General features: G+C 45.6%; 18 protein-coding genes. 8 read left to right on the forward strand and 10 right to left on the reverse strand.

From position 1 onward, the window contains the following. Positions 1-151 precede the first annotated feature (151 nt). The 4 genes from LC20001_RS03955 to LC20001_RS03970 all read left to right on the forward strand — a co-directional run bounded on the left by LC20001_RS03955 (position 152) and on the right by LC20001_RS03970 (position 3,178). Positions 152-1,339, forward strand: a complete 1,188-nt coding sequence (locus LC20001_RS03955) for an MFS transporter (protein WP_010011705.1) — start codon at positions 152-154, stop codon at positions 1,337-1,339. A 100-nt stretch (positions 1,340-1,439) separates the two neighbouring features. After that, positions 1,440-1,820 (forward strand): GntR family transcriptional regulator, encoded by a 381-nt coding sequence (locus LC20001_RS03960; protein WP_010011703.1) that lies wholly within the window; start codon positions 1,440-1,442, stop codon positions 1,818-1,820. A gap of 2 nt (positions 1,821-1,822) precedes the next feature. Further along, entirely contained in the window at positions 1,823-2,956 is a 1,134-nt protein-coding gene (locus tag LC20001_RS03965) for a hypothetical protein (RefSeq protein WP_010011702.1), read from the forward strand. Between the two features lie 9 nt (positions 2,957-2,965). Beyond that, on the forward strand, positions 2,966-3,178 hold the full coding sequence (locus tag LC20001_RS03970; protein ID WP_010011701.1) for a PH domain-containing protein: 213 nt from the start codon (positions 2,966-2,968) through the stop codon (positions 3,176-3,178). Between the two features lie 36 nt (positions 3,179-3,214). On the opposite strand, the gene LC20001_RS03975 is transcribed toward LC20001_RS03970, so the two are convergent. The 7 genes from LC20001_RS03975 to LC20001_RS04005 form a co-directional block, all read right to left on the reverse strand. Next, positions 3,215-4,168 carry a phosphoglucose isomerase-related protein gene (locus LC20001_RS03975; protein WP_141707562.1) on the reverse strand — a complete coding sequence of 318 codons (954 nt, stop codon included), beginning with the start codon at positions 4,166-4,168 and terminating at the stop codon, positions 3,215-3,217. Then, a complete protein-coding gene (locus LC20001_RS03980; RefSeq protein WP_010011699.1) occupies positions 4,107-4,475 on the reverse strand; it encodes a hypothetical protein in 369 nt (122 codons plus the stop codon). Before LC20001_RS03980 ends, LC20001_RS03975 begins: the two co-directional genes overlap by 62 nt. A 264-nt stretch (positions 4,476-4,739) precedes the next feature. After that, positions 4,740-5,273 carry a serine O-acetyltransferase gene (gene cysE, locus LC20001_RS03985; RefSeq protein ID WP_003677962.1) on the reverse strand — a complete coding sequence of 178 codons (534 nt, stop codon included), beginning with the start codon at positions 5,271-5,273 and terminating at the stop codon, positions 4,740-4,742. A 35-nt stretch (positions 5,274-5,308) separates the two neighbouring features. Further along, positions 5,309-6,448: a trans-sulfuration enzyme family protein gene (locus LC20001_RS03990; RefSeq protein WP_010011695.1), complete on the reverse strand. Its 1,140-nt coding sequence runs from the start codon at positions 6,446-6,448 to the stop codon at positions 5,309-5,311. Between the two features lie 18 nt (positions 6,449-6,466). Beyond that, the gene (locus tag LC20001_RS03995; RefSeq protein ID WP_010011694.1) at positions 6,467-7,375 is read right to left on the reverse strand and encodes a PLP-dependent cysteine synthase family protein; all 909 of its coding nucleotides are present in this window, start codon (positions 7,373-7,375) and stop codon (positions 6,467-6,469) included. A gap of 382 nt (positions 7,376-7,757) precedes the next feature. Beyond that, a complete protein-coding gene (locus LC20001_RS04000; protein ID WP_235804461.1) occupies positions 7,758-8,588 on the reverse strand; it encodes a PfkB family carbohydrate kinase in 831 nt (276 codons plus the stop codon). Between the two features lie 41 nt (positions 8,589-8,629). Continuing rightward, positions 8,630-9,121, reverse strand: a complete 492-nt coding sequence (locus LC20001_RS04005; protein ID WP_010011692.1) for an ECF transporter S component — start codon at positions 9,119-9,121, stop codon at positions 8,630-8,632. 210 nt (positions 9,122-9,331) lie between these two features. Here LC20001_RS04005 and LC20001_RS04010 point away from each other — a divergent pair, with 210 nt between their 5' ends. Together LC20001_RS04010 and LC20001_RS04015 are read left to right on the forward strand one after the other, a co-directional pair. Then, positions 9,332-9,922: a GNAT family N-acetyltransferase gene (locus LC20001_RS04010; protein ID WP_029508052.1), complete on the forward strand. Its 591-nt coding sequence runs from the start codon at positions 9,332-9,334 to the stop codon at positions 9,920-9,922. A gap of 150 nt (positions 9,923-10,072) precedes the next feature. Further along, positions 10,073-11,185 (forward strand): GGDEF domain-containing protein, encoded by a 1,113-nt coding sequence (locus tag LC20001_RS04015; protein WP_010011688.1) that lies wholly within the window; start codon positions 10,073-10,075, stop codon positions 11,183-11,185. A gap of 39 nt (positions 11,186-11,224) precedes the next feature. On the opposite strand, the gene LC20001_RS04020 is transcribed toward LC20001_RS04015, so the two are convergent. Both LC20001_RS04020 and LC20001_RS04025 read right to left on the reverse strand, forming a co-directional pair. Next, positions 11,225-12,217 (reverse strand): NAD(P)/FAD-dependent oxidoreductase, encoded by a 993-nt coding sequence (locus tag LC20001_RS04020; RefSeq protein ID WP_010011687.1) that lies wholly within the window; start codon positions 12,215-12,217, stop codon positions 11,225-11,227. Positions 12,218-12,269: 52 nt separating this feature from the next. After that, positions 12,270-13,544 carry an O-acetylhomoserine aminocarboxypropyltransferase/cysteine synthase family protein gene (locus LC20001_RS04025; RefSeq protein ID WP_010011686.1) on the reverse strand — a complete coding sequence of 425 codons (1,275 nt, stop codon included), beginning with the start codon at positions 13,542-13,544 and terminating at the stop codon, positions 12,270-12,272. A 698-nt stretch (positions 13,545-14,242) separates the two neighbouring features. Between LC20001_RS04025 and LC20001_RS04035 the strand changes: the two genes are divergently transcribed. Next, positions 14,243-15,565: an IS1380 family transposase gene (locus LC20001_RS04035; protein ID WP_099267116.1), complete on the forward strand. Its 1,323-nt coding sequence runs from the start codon at positions 14,243-14,245 to the stop codon at positions 15,563-15,565. Between the two features lie 287 nt (positions 15,566-15,852). Here LC20001_RS04035 and LC20001_RS04040 read toward each other — a convergent pair whose 3' ends face one another. After that, positions 15,853-17,226 (reverse strand): IS701 family transposase, encoded by a 1,374-nt coding sequence (locus LC20001_RS04040; RefSeq protein ID WP_145955951.1) that lies wholly within the window; start codon positions 17,224-17,226, stop codon positions 15,853-15,855. A 487-nt stretch (positions 17,227-17,713) separates the two neighbouring features. Here LC20001_RS04040 and LC20001_RS04045 point away from each other — a divergent pair, with 487 nt between their 5' ends. Then, positions 17,714-18,628 carry a LysR family transcriptional regulator gene (locus LC20001_RS04045; RefSeq protein ID WP_010010238.1) on the forward strand — a complete coding sequence of 305 codons (915 nt, stop codon included), beginning with the start codon at positions 17,714-17,716 and terminating at the stop codon, positions 18,626-18,628. The last annotated feature ends 151 nt before the right edge of the window (positions 18,629-18,779 follow it).

Below are 18,779 nucleotides of genomic sequence, written 5' to 3' on the forward strand. Positions count from 1 at the left end.
AAGCCCAGTTAGTGTACCATTTTTGCCGGTAGTGACCAACTGATTTGTTGTCGAAATTTTAAGTTGACTAGGTTGACAAGACACCTGAGTATGCTATTCTATTTCCATTAGGTGACAAGACACCTAAAATAGTATACAAGTAGGCGGAAAAATGCAAAAAGTTAGTGAAGGTAAACTGTTGACGGTGGCTGGGTTTGCGTGGTTGTTTGATGCGTTAGATGTGGGTTTGTTATCGTTTATTATTGCGGCGTTAAAAAGTGAATGGCAACTGAATACTGTACAAATGGGTTGGCTGGGCAGTATCAGTTCGATCGGGATGGCAGTTGGTGCCTTATTTTTTGGTATTTTAGCTGATCGCATTGGTCGGCGCGATGTTTTAGTATTAACGTTGTTATTATTTTCTATCGGTAGTGGGATTTCTGTTTTGGCGACTAGTTTCACCATTTTTGCAATTATTCGTTTTTTTGTTGGTGCTGGCCTTGGCGGTGAACTGCCGGTGGCGTCAACGTTGGTTTCCGAAAGCGTTGCGCCAGAAAAGCGCGGGCGCATCGTGGTTTTATTGGAGAGTTTTTGGGCCGGTGGTTGGATCTGTGCGGCGTTGATCGCTTATTTTATAATTCCGCGTTTCGGCTGGCGTGTTGCCGCTTTAGGCACTGCCTTGACGGCGGTTTATGCGCTATACATTCGCTGGCAAATTCATGAGCCAGTGACGGTTGCTAAAAGTGAGCGGCCAACTTTATTGCAAAATATTCGTGCGGTTTGGTCAGCGCCATACGCTAAGGCTACATTAATGTTGTGGTTATTATGGTTTGCGGTGGTCTTTTCATATTATGGGATGTTTCTCTGGTTACCTAGTGTTTTAGTGCTGAAAGGGTACAGTCTGTTAAATAGTTTCGGTTATGTACTGGCGATGACGTTGGCGCAATTACCGGGTTATTTCACCGCGGCATGGTTGATCGAAAAGTGGGGCCGTAAATGGGTACTGATCGTGTATTTGTTAGGGACGGCGTTAAGCGCCTATTATTTTGGTCATGCCGCCAGTTTAGGAAATTTGTTAGTTTCCGGCGCTTTGCTGTCGTTTTTTGATTTAGGTGCTTGGGGTGCGTTGTACGCTTATTCACCAGAGCAGTATCCCACTGCCATTCGTGGAACTGGAACCGGGATGGCCGCAGCCTTTGGTCGGATCGGCGGTATTGTGGGGCCGCTGTTAGTGGGTTACTTATTAACCGCGCAGGTCAGCGTTAATGCAATCTTCGCTATTTTTACTGGGGCGATCATTATCGGTATTTTAGCGGTGGCGTTATTAGGTGAGGAAACGCGCGGTCGTGTTTTGGCGTAGTGCTTTAAAAGGAAAGCGTGGCTAAAAATAGTCACGCTTTTTATTGTACTGTTTGTTATATATGATATAATACAACTGAAATAAAGAAACGGGTGAGCAAATGCGGTTACGAATTGATGTGGCCAGTGAAGTGCCGCTTTATCAGCAGATCCATGATCAAATTATTTTAGGCTTAGCGGCTGGGGCGTTGCGGCCAGGTGAAGCCTTACCGGCGGTGCGCCAGTTGGCCGATGAATTAAACGTAAATATGCTAACGGTGGCAAAGGGATACAACTTGTTGAAGTCTGAGGGCTACTTGATCAGTGATCGTAGCCAAGGGACACGAGTGGCGGCTGATTTTCAAGCCGATACGATATTTATGCAGGCACTACAAACACAGTTACACTTACTGACGGCGGCGGCCAAGATTCGCGGCTTATCAGTCCAAGATGTGCAGCAGTTAGTAACTGAACAGTATCGTGGGTTTACGAAGGGGGAATGACTATGCTGAATTGGATCTTTGTTGGTTTAAATATTTTTGTGGCGGTGGTGATGGCGGCCACAGCTATGCTGCCAGCTAAACCGCATAAAAATGTGATCTTGGAAACGACATTGCCTGGGGCACAGTTAAAGCACCCTGCAGTGCGCCAACTAACGCAACAGTACACTAAGCAATTATGGTGGTTAGCATTATTTTTTAGTTTAGTTGGTCTGCCGTTGATCTTTGTTCACTTTGATTCATTAGCGTTACTTTATTTTGTTTTATTATTATTCGGTTTGATCGGTGCTTTTTATGGAACCGAAGTTCATTTTATTCATAAAATGAATCGACTTAAACGGCAGCAAGGCTGGGCGTTGCCGGCTACCACGGAAAAGGTGGTCGATACGCAGTTAGTTTTGACTAAAAATCGGCGCTTGCTGTCGCTCAACTGGTTTGGCGGTAGTGGGTCACTGTTATTGATTGGTTTAGTCAGTAACTATTTTACGCTGGGCTGGGCAACTAGTTGGCCTTTGATGTTAGCTTTGCTCCTTTGCTGGGGGCTGTTTCTACTATTATATTGGGTCGTTGCTGCTTTACCAGTGCGTGCATTGACGACGCAACCGGAACATGACCGAGCACTTAATGATGCTTATCGGCAAACCTGGTCGCGCCAAATGGTTATTGGCAGTTATATGCTAGGGGTGTTGCCGCTGGTGGTCACTTTAACGACGATCACTTTCAGCATTATTTACGTCTATTTAGTTCTGGTCATTATTTTTTGCGTGTACTTGGTCTATGATTTGATTCGTGAACGTAATTTTGAAGATCGGCTGCTAGGTGAATTTGCGCTGAAGACAACGACTGATGAAGATCGTTTCTGGCGTTACGCGATGTATAATAATCCCAGCGACCGCCGTCTATTTGTACCAGATCGGGTCGGCACTAATATTTCGTTAAATTTAGGTCGGCCAGCCGGCAAAATCATAGGCGGTGTGACGCTAGTTTTGGTGCTAGGTTTACTTTTTGGCGTTGTTGGTAATTTATTGGCGTTGGATTTTGGTGGTGGTGGTATTCGCGCCAGTGCAACCACTGAGCAAGTCACATTAAAAGCGCCAGGTACGGCTACCAGTCAGATCAAGCGGCAACAGATCAAGTAGGTACGTTTATTGCAACAATTACCGGTCGGTGCGGTACGGATGAATGGGATCGGCACGACTCATTTTGCTTTAGGTAACTTTCGCGTGGAGAAACGGGCGGCAAAATTATATGTGGCTCAAGATACTGGAGCGGTTTTGCTGATCCGCACAAAACAGCGTGATTATTATTTTGCCGCGAAACAACCACAAGAAACGCGCCGTTTATATCGGGCACTGCAATAATAAAAGGCCGGGACTTTTGTCCTAGCCTTTTATCAATTATTTACCGAGACCGGCGAACATTAATTGTTTGTAAGCCTCAACGCCAGGCTGATCGAACGGATTGATCTGCGCCAGCGTTGCCGAGATAAAGACGGCGTATTCGAAAAAATAGAATAAACTACCGATACTAGTAACGTCTAACTCGGCCAAATGCAACTTGATAATGGGTACGCCGCTTTCCTGATGCGCGGTGATCGTCGCATCTTCAGCGATTTTGTTGATCTGCCAAAGGCCTAAGCCGTTTAAATAATCAAGATCATCGTTGACACCACTAAGCTGGATCGTTAAATCAGTTTGCGGTTGATCAATGATCACCATGGTTTCCAATAATTGCCGTTGACCTTGTTGAATATACTGGCCAACGGAATGAAGATCTTCAGAATAGGTCAGCGCAACGGGGAACAGGCCGCTACATTGTTTACCTTCACTTTCGGCAAAAAGTTGTGTCCACCAACGACCAAAGTAATCTAATTGCGGTTCAAAATGGGCCAATACTTCGATATTCTTGCCATGGTGTAATAGAAAATTACGCAGTGTGGCGTATTGAAAAGCGGGATTATTGATGGTGATATCGGTTTGCAGCGCGGTCCGCATTTGCATGGCCCCGTGAACCAATGTGGTGATGTCGATCCCAGCGACGGCCATTGGAAACAGGCCAACGTTGCTAAAGGCGGAGAACCGGCTACCGGTATCGGTGGGAAAAGTGAGAAAAGCGTAGCCTTCAGCTTGTGCTAATTTTTCCAAATTACTGCCGTGCGTGCCGGTGACGATTAGATGTTTGGCATAAGCAGCACCGTATTTTTGTTGTAGGAATGGTTTGAAGATTCGGTAGCCGATTCCCGGTTCCAGCGTGGTGAAATTTTTGGCGATCACATCGACATAGACCTCTTTATCCGCTAGATCCGCGAGTAAGCGCCGATAAATAATCAGGTGAAAGGTTAGTGCCGGCATAAATGATCTGCACCTGATCGTGCTTTTGACCAAAGGCTTCAATAACGGCACGTGCGGCCTGATTGGCGCCACCAACACCAATGATCACAAGAACATCGGCGTAGGCTTGTACTTTAGCTGCCAGTTCTTTCAGGTGTTCCTGCTCCATTGAATCAGCCCACTCAGTGACGGTCAACCAGCCGAGATCCGCACTATTAGTTGGATCAGCGGCTTGAACGTGGTGCAAACTATCCAGATTTGTTTGTTGATAAGTATTAAATTTAGTGTCAGCGAATTGCGAATCGGTTTTTAAGTTAACGGTGAGCATAAGATAACTTCCTTTTGCGCGGCCGTGATGGTTTATCGCGCCGCCTTATTTTGATCAGCCAAAGAGTACCGGCAATCGATTATCACCTATCATATAATCACTAACTTAAATGGAACTAAAGAGTGTGACATAAGGCGCCCAGCTTTTGAGCATTAGCCTAGAGCGGCGAATAATTCACGTAGTGGATTATTTGACGATCGTAGCTAAGCGGAAAAAATTGCCTTATGTCACAACTCCTGTTAACACGTGCCCTTAATTCACGGGCTAATTGTGTGCAAGTTGAACGATTTTTGCAGGGTGCTGTGGCTGCGCTTGCGCTGGGATACCAACCGCCGTGTGACCAGCCGCAACGTCATCAAGGACCACCGCGCCAGCACCAATTTTAGCATTGTCATGGATCGTGATCGGACCGAGAATTTGCGCGTGGGCACCAATCAGTACGTTGTTACCCACTTGGGGATGACGGCGGCCATTGGTGGCGTGGCGCGAACCCAGGGTGACACCGTGTAAGATCGTCACGTTATCACCCACGATAGCAGTTTCGCCGATCACAACGCCGGCACCATGATCAATAAAAAGCTGCCGGCCGATCTGGGCGCCGGGATGAATTTCGATCCCGGTAATTTTTTTGGCCCAATGCGCACTGAGACTAGCGGCTAAATAAAAATGATGTTGGTAAAGCCAGTGTGAAAAACGATGCCACGTCAGCGCATGCAATCCAGAGTATGTCAGTAAAACTTCCAGTAAACTGTGCGCCGCTGGATCACGTCGTTGAATGGCCTTCGCGGTGGCAAACATGATGGGTTCCTCCTTTATTAGAATCGATTTATTGCTTATAGTGCAGCAAAGGCTTGGTCTAAATCAGCGATCAGATCGGTAATATCTTCTAGGCCAACTGATAACCGGATCAGTTCATCTTGAATACCATTGGCTAAACGAATTTCACGGGGAATTGAGCCATGAGTCATCACTGCCGGCACTTCGATCAAACTTTCTAGTGAGCCTAAGCTTTCGGCCAAAGCCACTAACTTCAAACTTTCAACGAAAGTTTTGGCGTCTAAACCAGCTTGTAATTCAAAGGAGATCATCCCGCCAAAGCCATCCATTTGCGCTTTGGCCGTTGCATAATCTTCAGTGCCCGGTTGGCCAGGATAATAGATTTTAGCAACTTTTGTTTGTTTTTCCAAATAGTGGAAAACGGCTTGGGTGTTAGCTTCATGGGCCCGCATCCGGACGCCTAATGTTTTAATGCCGCGTTGTAATAACCAACTATCTTGGGGGCCAAGAATCGCGCCGATCGCGTTTTGCAAGAAGCCAATGCGTTCGGCCAAATCGGTATTGTTCGTGACCGCTAAGCCAGCCACAAGATCGCTATGACCACCGAGGTATTTGGAGGCGCTATGCACCACAATATCAGCGCCCAGTTCCAGTGGCCGTTGGTTGTACGGTGTGGCGAACGTGTTATCAACGATCGTCAGCAGATCATGCTTTTTAGCTAGACTGCTAAGTGCTTTCAAATCAGAAACGTGTAGCAGCGGGTTAGTGGGGGTTTCTAAATATAAGGCTTTGGTGTTATCTTGGATGGCCGCAGCAACGGCATCCAGGTCACGTGTGTCGACAGCAGTAAAGGTCAAGCCTTGGCGAACCATTACTTGATTTAGCAAGCGGAAAGTACCGCCGTAAACATCGTTGCCGACAACTAAATGATCACCTTGTGAAAATAGGGATAAAACAGCATGAATAGCTGCTGAACCGGAAGCAAAGGCAAAACCAGCTACGCCGCCTTCAAGATCGGCGATTAATTGTTCTACGGCATTGCGGGTTGGGTTACCGGTGCGGGCGTATTCCCATTTAGGTTCGCCACCAAGAACATGTTGATGGAAAGTGGAACTTTGGTAGATCGGCACACTAACGGCACCTGTATCTTTGTCTTCGCTAACGCCGCCGTGGATCAAGGTTGTATCAAATTTCATGTTAAATTCCTCCATTTTCTATTGATAAATATTTTCGCTAAGATAACGTTCGCTGCTGTCTGGAAAAATAGTGATGATGTTGCTGCCAGCTGGTAGTGTAGCAGCTACTTGTAGACTGGCGGCCAATGCAGCGCCACTAGAGCTACCAACGAGTAAGCCATGTTCCTGTGCCAATAATTTAACGTTGGTAAAGGCATCATCATCGCTGATCGTGTAGATTTGATCGATTTTGACGTCTTGGAAAAAAGGTGGTACAAATTCAACGCCAATCCCTTCGGTGCGGTGACTATGCTCGGGGCCACCATTAAGGATCGAGCCTTCAGGTTCAACGGTATAAGCCTTAACTTGCGGCAGGCGATCCTGTAAATATTTTGCAATACCTGCAAAGGTACCACCACTACCAGCACCAGCGACAAAGGCATCGATCTTGGTGCCTAGGTCAGCAGTCAATTCAGGGCCTAAAGTATCGTAATAAGCCTGCGGATTCGCTGGATTCTTAAACTGCATCGGGACGAAACTGCTCGGTGTTGCCGCCGCCAATTCTTCCGCTTTAGCGATAGCGCCTTTGATACCAGCAGCAGTTGGCGTATTGATCAACTTAGCGCCAAGTGCTTTCATCAACGTTTGTTTTTCAAAGCTGAATTTTTCCGGTACTACCAGAATGACTGGTAAGTGATGTTGTTGGGCTGCCAGTGCCACACCAATGCCAGTATTGCCGGCAGTTGGTTCGATGATCGTTGTACCAGTAGTGATCTTACCTTGTTTAATGCCGGCTTCAATCATGGCCACACCGAGGCGATCTTTAATGCTACCACCAGGGTTAAACATTTCTAATTTGGCATAAATATGGCTGTCGTTTGGAACCGGTAAATCCAATTCTAACAAGGGTGTGTCGCCGATCAATTGGTTGACGTTTTGATAGATCATAGTACTTCCTCTTTTCTTGGGCGCAAGTTTAGGATAGAAAAAAGGCGCGGATTTGTTTTAAACAAATCTGCGCCTTTCACAATTCAACTGATTAAGATAAGCTGCTAACCGAATTATTTTTGGGTAGCACAATCAGTGTATCGCGAAAGACGCGGTACACAACAACATACGCTAGCATTGACAAACGTTAAGTTGAACATTGATTGTGCCTCCTTAATTCAAGAATGGGTTGAAAAATCTGCTTTTTCAACCAGGTTTACGCTAATTAGCGTAAAATTAACCTTGCAATATTTCCCAGACAAAATTTTAAGTTGCGCTCATTCGTCCGGATTGATTACTCTTTCAGAATACGGGCTGACCGAATGATTGTCAAGTGAAAAATTTATTTTGTTAAAAATTGGCCGCCACGTAAATACTGACCAGTGGCAAACAATAAGTCGCTTAAAATAATGCCATAACGGCGCTCGCGTTGGCTATGCGCCGTTTGTTGCAACGCCAAAAAAGTGCCGTTGACCGCATATTTGATTGCGGTAGGCAACCCTTCACCATGCTGTAAAAAGCCCGTTAGTAGGGCAGTTAACACATCGCCACTGCCATAAAAGTGACCGGGTAAGCGTGGGTAACCGGAGAATTGCAACCGGCCATGAGTCAACCAAATACAACCAATTTGTTGCTGCTGAACAACACTGGTGATCACCGCATGACCGTGCGCCGATAATTTTTGTTCCAGCGCCTTTAGCAATTGATACTGTTCATTTTGGGTTGGCGTTGTGCCAACGGTGATACCAGTTAGTAGCTGAGCTTCGGTTAGATTCGGTGTGATCACTGTGGCGTAGGGCAATAGTTTGGCTAGGTGGTAGGGGTAATCGGCTGGTAGATCAGGATAAAGTGCGTTTTGGTCGGCCATTACAGGATCAAAAATAATCGTCGGTAGCGACTGGCGTGCGACCAACTGTTGTATGATCGCGACTAAGTCGTTAGTGCCCAAATAGCCTAATAAAAGTCCAGAAAAAGTTAGCTTTTGTTGCTGCCAGTGATGAAAGGTTGCTAAAAGCCATGGCGCGATTTTTGCGGCGGCCGGTGGGTTAAAGCCTTCAGTTTGAGTCGAAAAAAGGTTAGTCGGTAAGGCCGCTAGTGGTAGATCAAACGCACTTAATATGGGCAGCGCCACTTGTAACGATAGGCTGCCAATGGCGGAGAGATCTTGTGCCACTAGCAACGGGGCCACCGGTAAACTATTTTTATTCTGCCGCATCATAATTTCAGTGGTTGGCGCAATTTGATCACCAGTGGTAAGGCGACTACAGCGCCGGCAATGACTTGTACAGCGTTGGTTGGAATGCCAACTAATCCTGGTGTTAGTGAGTACAATAATGTATCAGTGACAAAGTAGCCAGCAATCACGATCAAACCGCCAACTAAAAGCGCGAATAATTGGACCTTGCGCACTGCTTGGTAGCCGATCCACCCAACAATAAAGCCTTCTAGGCCATGAACCACTAATGAAAAGACCATGTATTGTGAGTAACCGGAAATCAGATCCAGTAAAAAGCCACTTAAACCGCCCACAAGTAAGCCAGTTCGGCGACCATAAAGTAGTGCCGCAATAAAGATCCCAGCGTCACAAAGATTGATATTCCCATGTGTCATCGGCACCGGAATAATAAAAATACGCGCGATCACAACATTTAATGCGATCAGTAGCGCCGGCAATACCAAGCGCTTAGCTAATTGATTTGTTTGCATAAAATAACCTCCCCAAGTAAATAAATTTTAGTATTTCTTAATTGCACTTATTTTGACAAGTAAAAAAAGTTTAGGTATGCTTAAACTAGCGTTAAGAAAAAAGCTAAATTGTTTTTTTATATTAATGCTAATTTGCTTAAATAAATTAGATTATTTTTAATAATATGATTCATTTAGGTAACTATAAAAATTTAAGAAAGTAGTGTTACTGTGATAATACGAGAAGCAACACCTGATGATGCGGGCCAGATAGCCCCCTTGATCAACCTGATCTACGATGAAATGCAATTAGACGAACTTGAAGACGTTCCTGAAGGTGACTTACTGAAGGTCATCAGGGCAGCTTACCAGTTACCGACTTATTTGTCGGGGATGGCAACTACCGTGGTGGCCGAAATCAACCAACGGATCGTGGGTGTGGCTTTCGGCTATCCTGACAAAAATGAGGATCATGTCGACGCCATACTGACGAAGATCTCCCAGCGCGTCAAAAGTTTTCAAACTCAACCCCTGATTCCTGATTCCGAAGCATTCAATAATGAATGGTATCTTGATTCGATCGCCGTTGACCCTAATTATCAGGGCAAAGGGATCGGTAGTCAACTGCTTAAAGCCTTGCCGCGCCTTGTTAAAAATAGCGGCCTGTCTACGATCGGCTTGAACGTTGACTTTGCTAATCCTGGTGCAAAGCGTTTGTATCAGGGCCATGACTTTGAAACTGTCGGAACGATGATGATCGGGGATCATCATTATTATCACATGCAACTTGACTTAGACGATGCACCGGCAATTGCCAGCTAGTCGTGTCATGGCCAACTATTCGCAACCGAGTAGTTGGCTTTTTTTAATGCGTTTAAGCTTGAGTGGACTTACAACCTAGAAAAATAATTTATACTAAGAATAAATAATAGTGATATCATTTTTTTCGGGTAATTTAAAGGGGCGCTGGTAATGGTTCTGCATTTGTTTAATACGTTTTTCTGGTCGTTTTTCTTTGCGATCGGCTATATTTCAATTTATCGGCGAATTGAAGAGGGCACGATTCGCTGGTACCGTTCAAAACAAGTGATGCTAAGATTTGGTGAATTGGCTTTAGTCGTCTATGCGAGTTCAGTTGAAATTAGTTTGCGGATCCTACATCATTTTTTAACGACCAATCTGTGGACGATGGTCAATTTACAAACGGTGGTTGCGTTGTATACTTGTTTGACGCTGCGTAACAAAGGTGCCAACCTACTTTTCTTGTTAGTGACACTGGCAACATTTGGCTCCTACGGTACGTTAACTTGGGGGCTATGGTTGGCCTTGATCGGTTTGTTGATCATTTTATTTGTGGTCAACCTGCAAAGTGCGTGGTTAGTTGGCAGTCTTAGCCGCTACTTGGCATTTGTCCTGCCATTTGGCACGTTTACTTGGCTGCTATTCAAGGCCTTTTATGCGTTTAGCTGGCAATCACTGTTGGTGCAGTTGTTTTGTTACGTTTGCGTTGAGACAATCGTTTTTCAATACAGTATCTTGCTAAAGAATCGCGGTGCGGCCAGCGCCAAGTTGATCTACGAAACGATGCATGATCGGTTGACCGGCGTGCCTAATTGGGCGAAGTTCAATCAGGATTTTCAGCTGTATCATGAACTAATGTTGAGTACCCAGATCAATGAGATCGTTTTGGTGGCGATCGATATCGATCATTTTAAACAGATCAACGATACGTATGGGCATTTAGCCGGCAATGCGGTGTTGACCAGCTTTGCCCATAACCTACAAACCTATATTCACCAAGTAAATTCGGAATGGGAAGTTTACCGTGCTGGTGGCGAGGAATTTAATGTGATCATGGCCGAGATCGACCAAGCCGCAGCAAAACAGGTGGTTGAAGCTTATCGCCAGCAATTACATGAGCTACACGTCATGTATGAAGGAAATAAGATCAACGTTACCGCCTCGGTGGGCATGACTAAGCTGCAAGGCAACGATGTGCAGGCCGAAGATACGATCAAACGGGCGGACCAGTATTTGTATCAAGCTAAGCAAGCTGGGCGTGACGCGGTCATTGCGGGCTATTGAATAAGAAAACCTCAGGAAAAGATTCCCGAGGTTTTTTAGTTACGCAATTGAGGTGCTGTGTAAAGGCTGTTTACGTTCTGGATAAAGTGATTCTGCAATGTGGTTGACTGCAGTCGGTGCTTCACCAAAGCCCGCGGCGATCAGTTTGGTTTTGCCGGAGTAGGTAACACTATCGCCAATGCCATAAATACCCGCGATCGTAGTCGCCATATTCTGGTCAACGGGTAAGGCCCGATGTTCTAGCGGTAAGCCCCAATCGCGCAGAACGTGATTATCAGCGGTAAAGCCGTAGTTGACCAGTAGGGCGTCAACATTCAATGTTTGTTCAGCAGAACCTTTAGCTTGTTTCAGTTGTAGCGCCAAACCTGTTGCCTGCTTGGTCAATTGCGTGATGTTGTAAGGTGTGACTAATTCAACACTGGAGGCTTCCAGTCGCTTCACATTTGCCTCTAAACCGCGAAAACGCGGCCGGCGATGAATCAAATAAACTTTTTGTGCAACGGCTTCTAGGGTCAACGCCCAATCAATCGCCGAATCACCGCCACCAGCGATCGCCACCGTTTTGCCGGTAAAATCAGCGACATTTTTAACGAAGTAAAAGACTTCTTTACCGTCTAACTTAGGGTCATAATTAACTGCCAGCGGTCGTGGGGAAAAGGCACCACCGCCGATGGCAACAATGATCTGTCGAGTATGGGTGATGCGTTTAGTCGTAGTCAAAATAAACTCGTCGTTGTTTTTTTCTAAGCCAAGCACTTCTTCGTCGCAGAAAACTTGTGGCTTGAAATCGGTGAATTGTAGCATCTGTTCCTGCAAACTATGGACCAATTCGCGACCTTTAATGTGCGGAAAACCAGCCACATCGCGAATGATCTTTTCCGGATAAAGCGCAGCAACTTGGTCGCCTAACTGGGGTAAACTTTCGATCAGCTGGGTATCCAGCTCACGTAATCCGGCGTAGAATGCGGCAAACATACCGATCGGGCCGCCACCGATCACGGTTAAGTCATAAAGATGCGTATCTTGCTGCATTGAGCGTCCTCCTATTGTTCATTAAAGTTAATTTTAGTCGGTGTCGCCAATCTTAAATCTGTGCCAGTGCTTGATCCAAATCAGCGATCAAGTCATCAACGTTTTCGATCCCAATCGATAAACGAATCAAATCTGGCGTGATCCCCGTTTGTTTCAGCTCTTCCGCATTTAATTGGGCATGGGTCGTTGAAGCGGGATGAATGATCAAAGAATGGGCGTCACCAACGTTAGCCAATAAGGAGAACAGCTCAAGGTGTTCGATCAAGGCTTTACCAGCGGCCTCGCCGCCTTTAAGCCCAATGGTGAAGATCGAACCCGCACCTTTAGGAAAATATTTTTCGGCCAAGTCATGGTACGGGCTGTCGGCTAATTCGGGATAGTTGACCCAAGCGACCTTGGGATGCTCGTTTAAGTAGTTGACGATCTTGCGGGCGTTGCTGACATGACGCTCAACCCGTAGCGATAAGCTTTCCAGGCCTTGGATCAACAAGAACGAATTGAAGGGACTGATCGTACCACCGAGATCACGCAAGGATTGAGCGCGCACTTTCGTGGTAAATACCGCTGGGGCAACGTCGGTCCAAACTAAGCCATTATATTGTGGATCAGGTGTGGTGAAACCAGGGTAACGGCCGCTAGCCGCATAATCAAATTGACCGTTTTCTACGATCACACCGCCCATGGTCGTGCCGTGGCCGCCGATAAATTTAGTCGCCGAATGAACGACCACGTCAACACCGTGATCAAGTGGTTGGATCAAGTATGGTGTGCCGAAAGTATTATCGGCGATTAGGATCAAGCCGTGCTTATGGGCAATTGCGGCCACAGCCTCTAGGTCGATCAAGTTGATGCCCGGGTTACCGATGGTTTCTACATACAAAGCTTTGGTGTGCTCATTGATCGCAGTTTCAAAGTTAGCCGGATCATCGGGGTCAACGAAATGCGTCGTGATACCCAGCTTTTTCAAAGTGACGCTGAACAGATCGTAAGTGCCACCGTACAAGGTGCTTGCTGACACAATTTCGTCACCAGCATCAGCCACATTAAGGATCGCCGCGGTAATCGCCGCGGAGCCTGTCGCTAAAGCAACACCGGCAGTCCCATTTTCCAAAGCCGCTACTCGTTTTTCCAACACATCGGTGGTCGGATTAGTTAAGCGGGTGTAAATATTACCGGCGTCGGTCAAAGCAAAGCGGCCAGCGGCTTGGGCGGCGTCTTTGAACACGTAAGAAGTGGTTTGGTAAATTGGTACAGCGCGGGCACCAGTTTCATCGACCGTTTGACCAGCAGTAACTTGTAATGTTTCAAAATTTAATTTTTTACTCATGATAAAGCCTCCAGTTTTTTGTTTAGAGTGATTGAAAAAGCGGGTAGATTATGTAATAATCTGCTTTTTCAACTACGTTTACGCTAAAGCAGACATAAGCTAACTTTGCGTTTTTTGTCACATATTGTTTATGTAACTTTGGTGCAACGATCCTGGTGCACTCGCCTCCTTCTTCTTGCGCAAATAAAAACCGCCGCCCCCGTGCTAAATCAGCACAAGGGACGACGGTCATCGCGTTACCACCCAAATTCGTATCGACCTCACGATCAATACCTTAAAAAGTACAGTTATATACTCGGCAAAGTATCGCTTGCTAACGGTGCGGCTGCACTGGCTCCAAGTTCATCTTCATCAAGCTTGTGCTGTTTCTTTCCACCAACTGAAACTCGCTGTAAACACAAACAAGACTACTCTTCTTTTCGTCGCCATGAATATTAACTTGTGTCTTAAACTAGCATCATCTTTTTTTAATGTCAAGCTCATTTTTAAAATTAATTATTTTATCGATCTTATGCTAAAATGACCTATAGCGTTGATATATCCTGAATTATGCATATCTTTTCCTAAACCTTAACGAGAATGCTGCTACACCATCGTTTTACCTTTGATTGAGGGTTTCACCAAAATGGTGTACCAAAAAAGCACCTTCCGTGTTATTGTTATAGCGACCAAACAATAACGAACACAGGAGATGCCTCATGACTAACTTACACGAAACCCAACTGCGATTCAACCCTAAAATCAAAATTAAGACTGATGATGTTCAACTTTCAAATAACGCAGGCCTGTTGTTTTACGCCGAATTTAAGCACGCAGCTGGTCTTGACCAAATTATTGATCAAGCGGCGGCACAATTAAGCGAAAAACGTATTGGCCCTCATTATTCTAAAACTAGCTTACTCAATCAAATGCTGGAACTGAATATTGCCGGTTACGGCAATGATGTCGCGGCCGACGCGCTACAACACGACCCAGTCATGAAACAGGTCCATGGGACGACTGATTTAGCACCCCAACCGACTATTTCTCGTTTTTTAAGTGCGCTAACTTGTGATGATGTTCTGCACTTGAACCGTTTGATTTTAACCTTGGCGCTCGATTATATCAGGACTAACCATATTGACACGGTCATGCTTGATGTTGATTCGACGCATTATGATACCTTTGGTCATCAAGAAGCTGCTAGTTTCAATGCGCATTATGGGGTTACTGGTTTCCATCCGCTAGTGGCCTATATCGCGCAGCTGAATTTGCTTTTAGGAATCAAGCAACGTCCAGGCAATCAGTACACCAGCACTGGTGTCAAAGAATTCTTAGCCCCGATCTTTGCGGTTTTTTGCGAATTGCCGTTTGATGTTCAGTTGATTTTACGCGGTGATAGTGGTTTTGCGACGCCTGAGCTTTATACGCTCTGCGAATTTTATGATGTAAAATATGTGATCCGCCTGAAGCGAAACGCCGCTTTAGACCAACTAGCTGATGAATTCACACCAGTAGTGCCCAAGCATTTTGATCAGAATTCGGTCATCTATGGTGAATTCAACTACGCGGCCAAGAGCTGGTCGATTGATCGGCGCGTCCTAGTAAAATCGACGCATCAAGTAGGTGAACTATTCTTTGAACGGCAATATGTGGTCACTAATATGACTGAAGCCGGGGTCAAATTATTGTACTTAGCCTATCAAAAGCGTGGGGCCATGGAAAACCTGATCAAAGAAAGTAAAGCCGGCTTTTTTATGGATAAGACGAATAGCCACACCTTTACTGCCAATGCCGCGCGGGCAACTATCAGCGGCATTGCCTATAACTTGATTGCCTTGATGAAGTTAATGGCCTTACCAAAAGAGCAGCGCAACACGACCATTAGTACACTACGCTTTCAAATCTTTCACGTTGCTGGAAAACTAGCCCGTCACGCCGGAAAAATAATCATTCATCTGGCGCAAAGCAACGTCTTTAGCCAGCAGATCGAAGCCTTATTAGCTAACATTCACACGTTAAGCCCCTTAGTGACCAACTAAGAAAATAGCGCAGTTACTTTTAAAATTATTGTGTTTGACCAAGGGATTAGTGGCTACTTTTTTGACGCGATCAAGTATGAAAACTAATCAAACTAACTAAATTAAGTCAAACTTGGCTAGTCATGACTAGCCCAAGTCGTGAATATAGAGAAATTACGTAAAACTGATAATTTGGCCAATCAATTTGATGCATATGCATAATTCAGGTATATAACTGTTTCTAAAGAAAATTGGCTAAGGTAACTAAAGACGCTAATTTAAGGGCCCTTTATGGAAGTTACAGCACTTTACAGCTTTTCACTGACCCCCGACCAACAAGAAGCCAACCACTGAATCACCACTTTGGCCGGTGTTGTTTTTAACCGCCTTTGCACTTGCCGCGCTAAACTAGCCAAAAACAGCGCCGCTTGAATTTGCCGACTTAACCAGAGTTTGCGTTCACGCAAACTTTTGGTTACCAAAAAAGCTAAACTAGGTTGGGTCAATGGCAATACGATCATCAAGGTATACGCCGTATTCAATAAATGATGATCGGCTTCAATCTTGGCTACTGAACGCACGGCGTAATCACCGAAGTGCCAGAATGTTTTCATTTCATAAAAATAGGTCTCGATCGCCCAACGTTTTTGATAGTAGGCCAACGCTCGTAGCGCTGGCGCAGGGGCGCTGGTCTCCGGCGTCCGATAGGTGAGCTGGGTCGGATCAACGGCTAGGGTTTCGGTTGTGATCGCCGCTAATTCTTCGGGCGCGCTCGTCGCCATGAACAGACGACAAGTCGTCTTGCGTTGTACGCGGATCATGTAAACTGGCTGGGGCATCAAGCGTGTCAGACACCGCACTATACCGATCTGATCTCCGGCCGAACAAAGATTTAATGCAATATTTCCCAAATGGATCTGGTCACCATATTTCCGCGGCCGACCGCGCTTACCGGTGCGTTTGGGTAAGCCAAACATGGCGGTATCTTTACGCACATTGGCGATCATAGCTAGATTAGGTTGCGTCATGACCAGTTGGTTGATCTCAGCTTTGGGATACCAACTGTCACACAGTAGGAACACTTGTTGGTCGCTGGCGATCGATTTCAAAGTCGTCTTGATCATTTGCGCCGCTTGCTGGTATTTGGTCGCCTGTTCCGCCTGATAAAGGTGCGTGGCTAACGGCAAGAACGTATAAACTGGCTGGTCATCTTGGTCCCGCTGTGTTGGGATCATCAGACCTAAAGTAACGAAATCATGGGCATTGACGAGCCGCTTACCCGTATGTGCGGCGTGATCGAATAGATATTTGACGCCGGTAAATTTGTGGCCGAACTTGGGTTGGACCGTGTCATCCAGAACCAATAATAAGGGCAAGTCCTGACAAGTAGTGGGAATCAAGGTCAGTAAATACGTCAAGTTGCGCACTTCTAACTGTGGCAAGTGGTCACCGATCACTGCCAAAGCCCGATAAAACGTGTTCAAAGAATGCTTCGTCACCCGGCCCAGAAATTGTTCAAATAAGTGGCGGATCGAGTGGCGGTCACCGATCACTAACAACGCTAGACACAACCAAAAATAGTTAAGGCCCATTGGCTTAGACAAGCCAGCCGCTTTTAAATCAAAAAAATAGGCGTGGAGGGTGGTTAAAAGTGATGATTTTTGATAAAATGAGTTCAACACGAATCCTTCTTTCTGAGTGGTTTTTAGACGAACTCATTTTAGCAAAGAATAGGCATTCGTGCCTTTTTATATCCAAATTTTTTTAAAAAGCTGTAAAGTGCTGGAAGTTAAAAAAATGACCAAAATATTTTCTAATTTAGCGGCTTGACAAATTCAATTAAATTCCCGTATGCTAACGCTTGATCAGAATTAAATAAACCGACATTGAACAGAAGAGTAATTGGTGCTGAAAAGGCAGTGACCCTTGGCAAGTGGAAAAAGGGCTTGGCGGTACTGACGAAGATGAGCTGGGAGTCGCGGCTAAGTTAACGCTTAGTCGCCGGTAGCAACCGTTATTTTGCTAGGTATCAACTGGTACTGACTGAGATGTGTATTGTGAGATATGCATGAAATAGGGTGGCAACACGACGAAACGTCCCTTTGCAAATAATTTATTTGCGCCGGGGCGTTTTTTTGTGGCCAAAAAAACATTGAAAGGATGATCGCCATGAATTTACAACAAATGCGCTACGTTTTGGCAGTAGCCGCCAATGGCAGTTTTCGTGAAGCTGCCAAGGCGCTATACATTTCACAACCAAGTTTGTCCCATGGTATCAAGCAATTAGAACAAGAGTTAGACGCGCCACTTTTTGAACGAACGCGCCAAGGAACGATTTTAACGGCTGCAGGGCAGGACTTCGTTGCTAGTGCACAAAAAATCGTGCAGCAGGTCGATCATTTACAGCAGCATTTTACGACAACAGAAACCGAGCAACATTATTTTTCAGTTGCGGGACAACACTATGATTTTATCGCGCTGGCGGTGTGTCAAGTGTTGAAGCAGTACAATGATTATCGCTATATTCGTATTTTTGAAAGTACGGCCTTGGAAGTGATCAAGGATGTGGAACGGTATCACAGTGAATTAGGCATCATTTTCTTAAGTGACTACAACCAATCTAGTTTGCTGCGTTTATTTAAGCAGGATGAATTGGTGTACGAAGAATTAGGTATTTTTCAGACGCATATTTTTATGCGCACCGCCCATCCGTTAGCCAAAAAAGCAACGATCAGTTTGGCTGATTTAGTGCCGTACCCGCAAGTGCGCTTTACGCAAGAAGCCTCTTACCCTGATTTGGCCGAGGACCCGCTGGAAGCGCCGACGACTGGGGCAGTGATCGCAACAAGTGATCGGGCCACCATGAGCCGCATCGTCGCCCGCACCGATGCCTACGGTTCTGGTTCCGGTATTTTGGAAGCACCAGAGGCACAAGGCTTGATCATGCGGCCGTTGCAGCATTCGCCGAAAAATAGAATGATCATTTTGCGCCGAAAAGGCCACGAACTATCGGAGATCGGCCAATATTTTGTGACTGCGCTGCGGGCTTACTTTGCCAGTCAGCATGGCAGTCTATTTAAATAGTGTGATAGAAAATAACTATCCAGCGCTAAAGCCACTGGCTACAGCGGTTCAGCAGCGACTTTGATCAAATTTTAACGAGCCTGTACCAATGCTAAATAAAAATTAACTATTGGGCAGGCTTTGACACTACCAGAAAAAATGACTAGCATAA

Source organism: Loigolactobacillus coryniformis subsp. coryniformis KCTC 3167 = DSM 20001, from assembly GCF_002706425.1.
Lineage (GTDB): Bacteria > Bacillota > Bacilli > Lactobacillales > Lactobacillaceae > Loigolactobacillus > Loigolactobacillus coryniformis.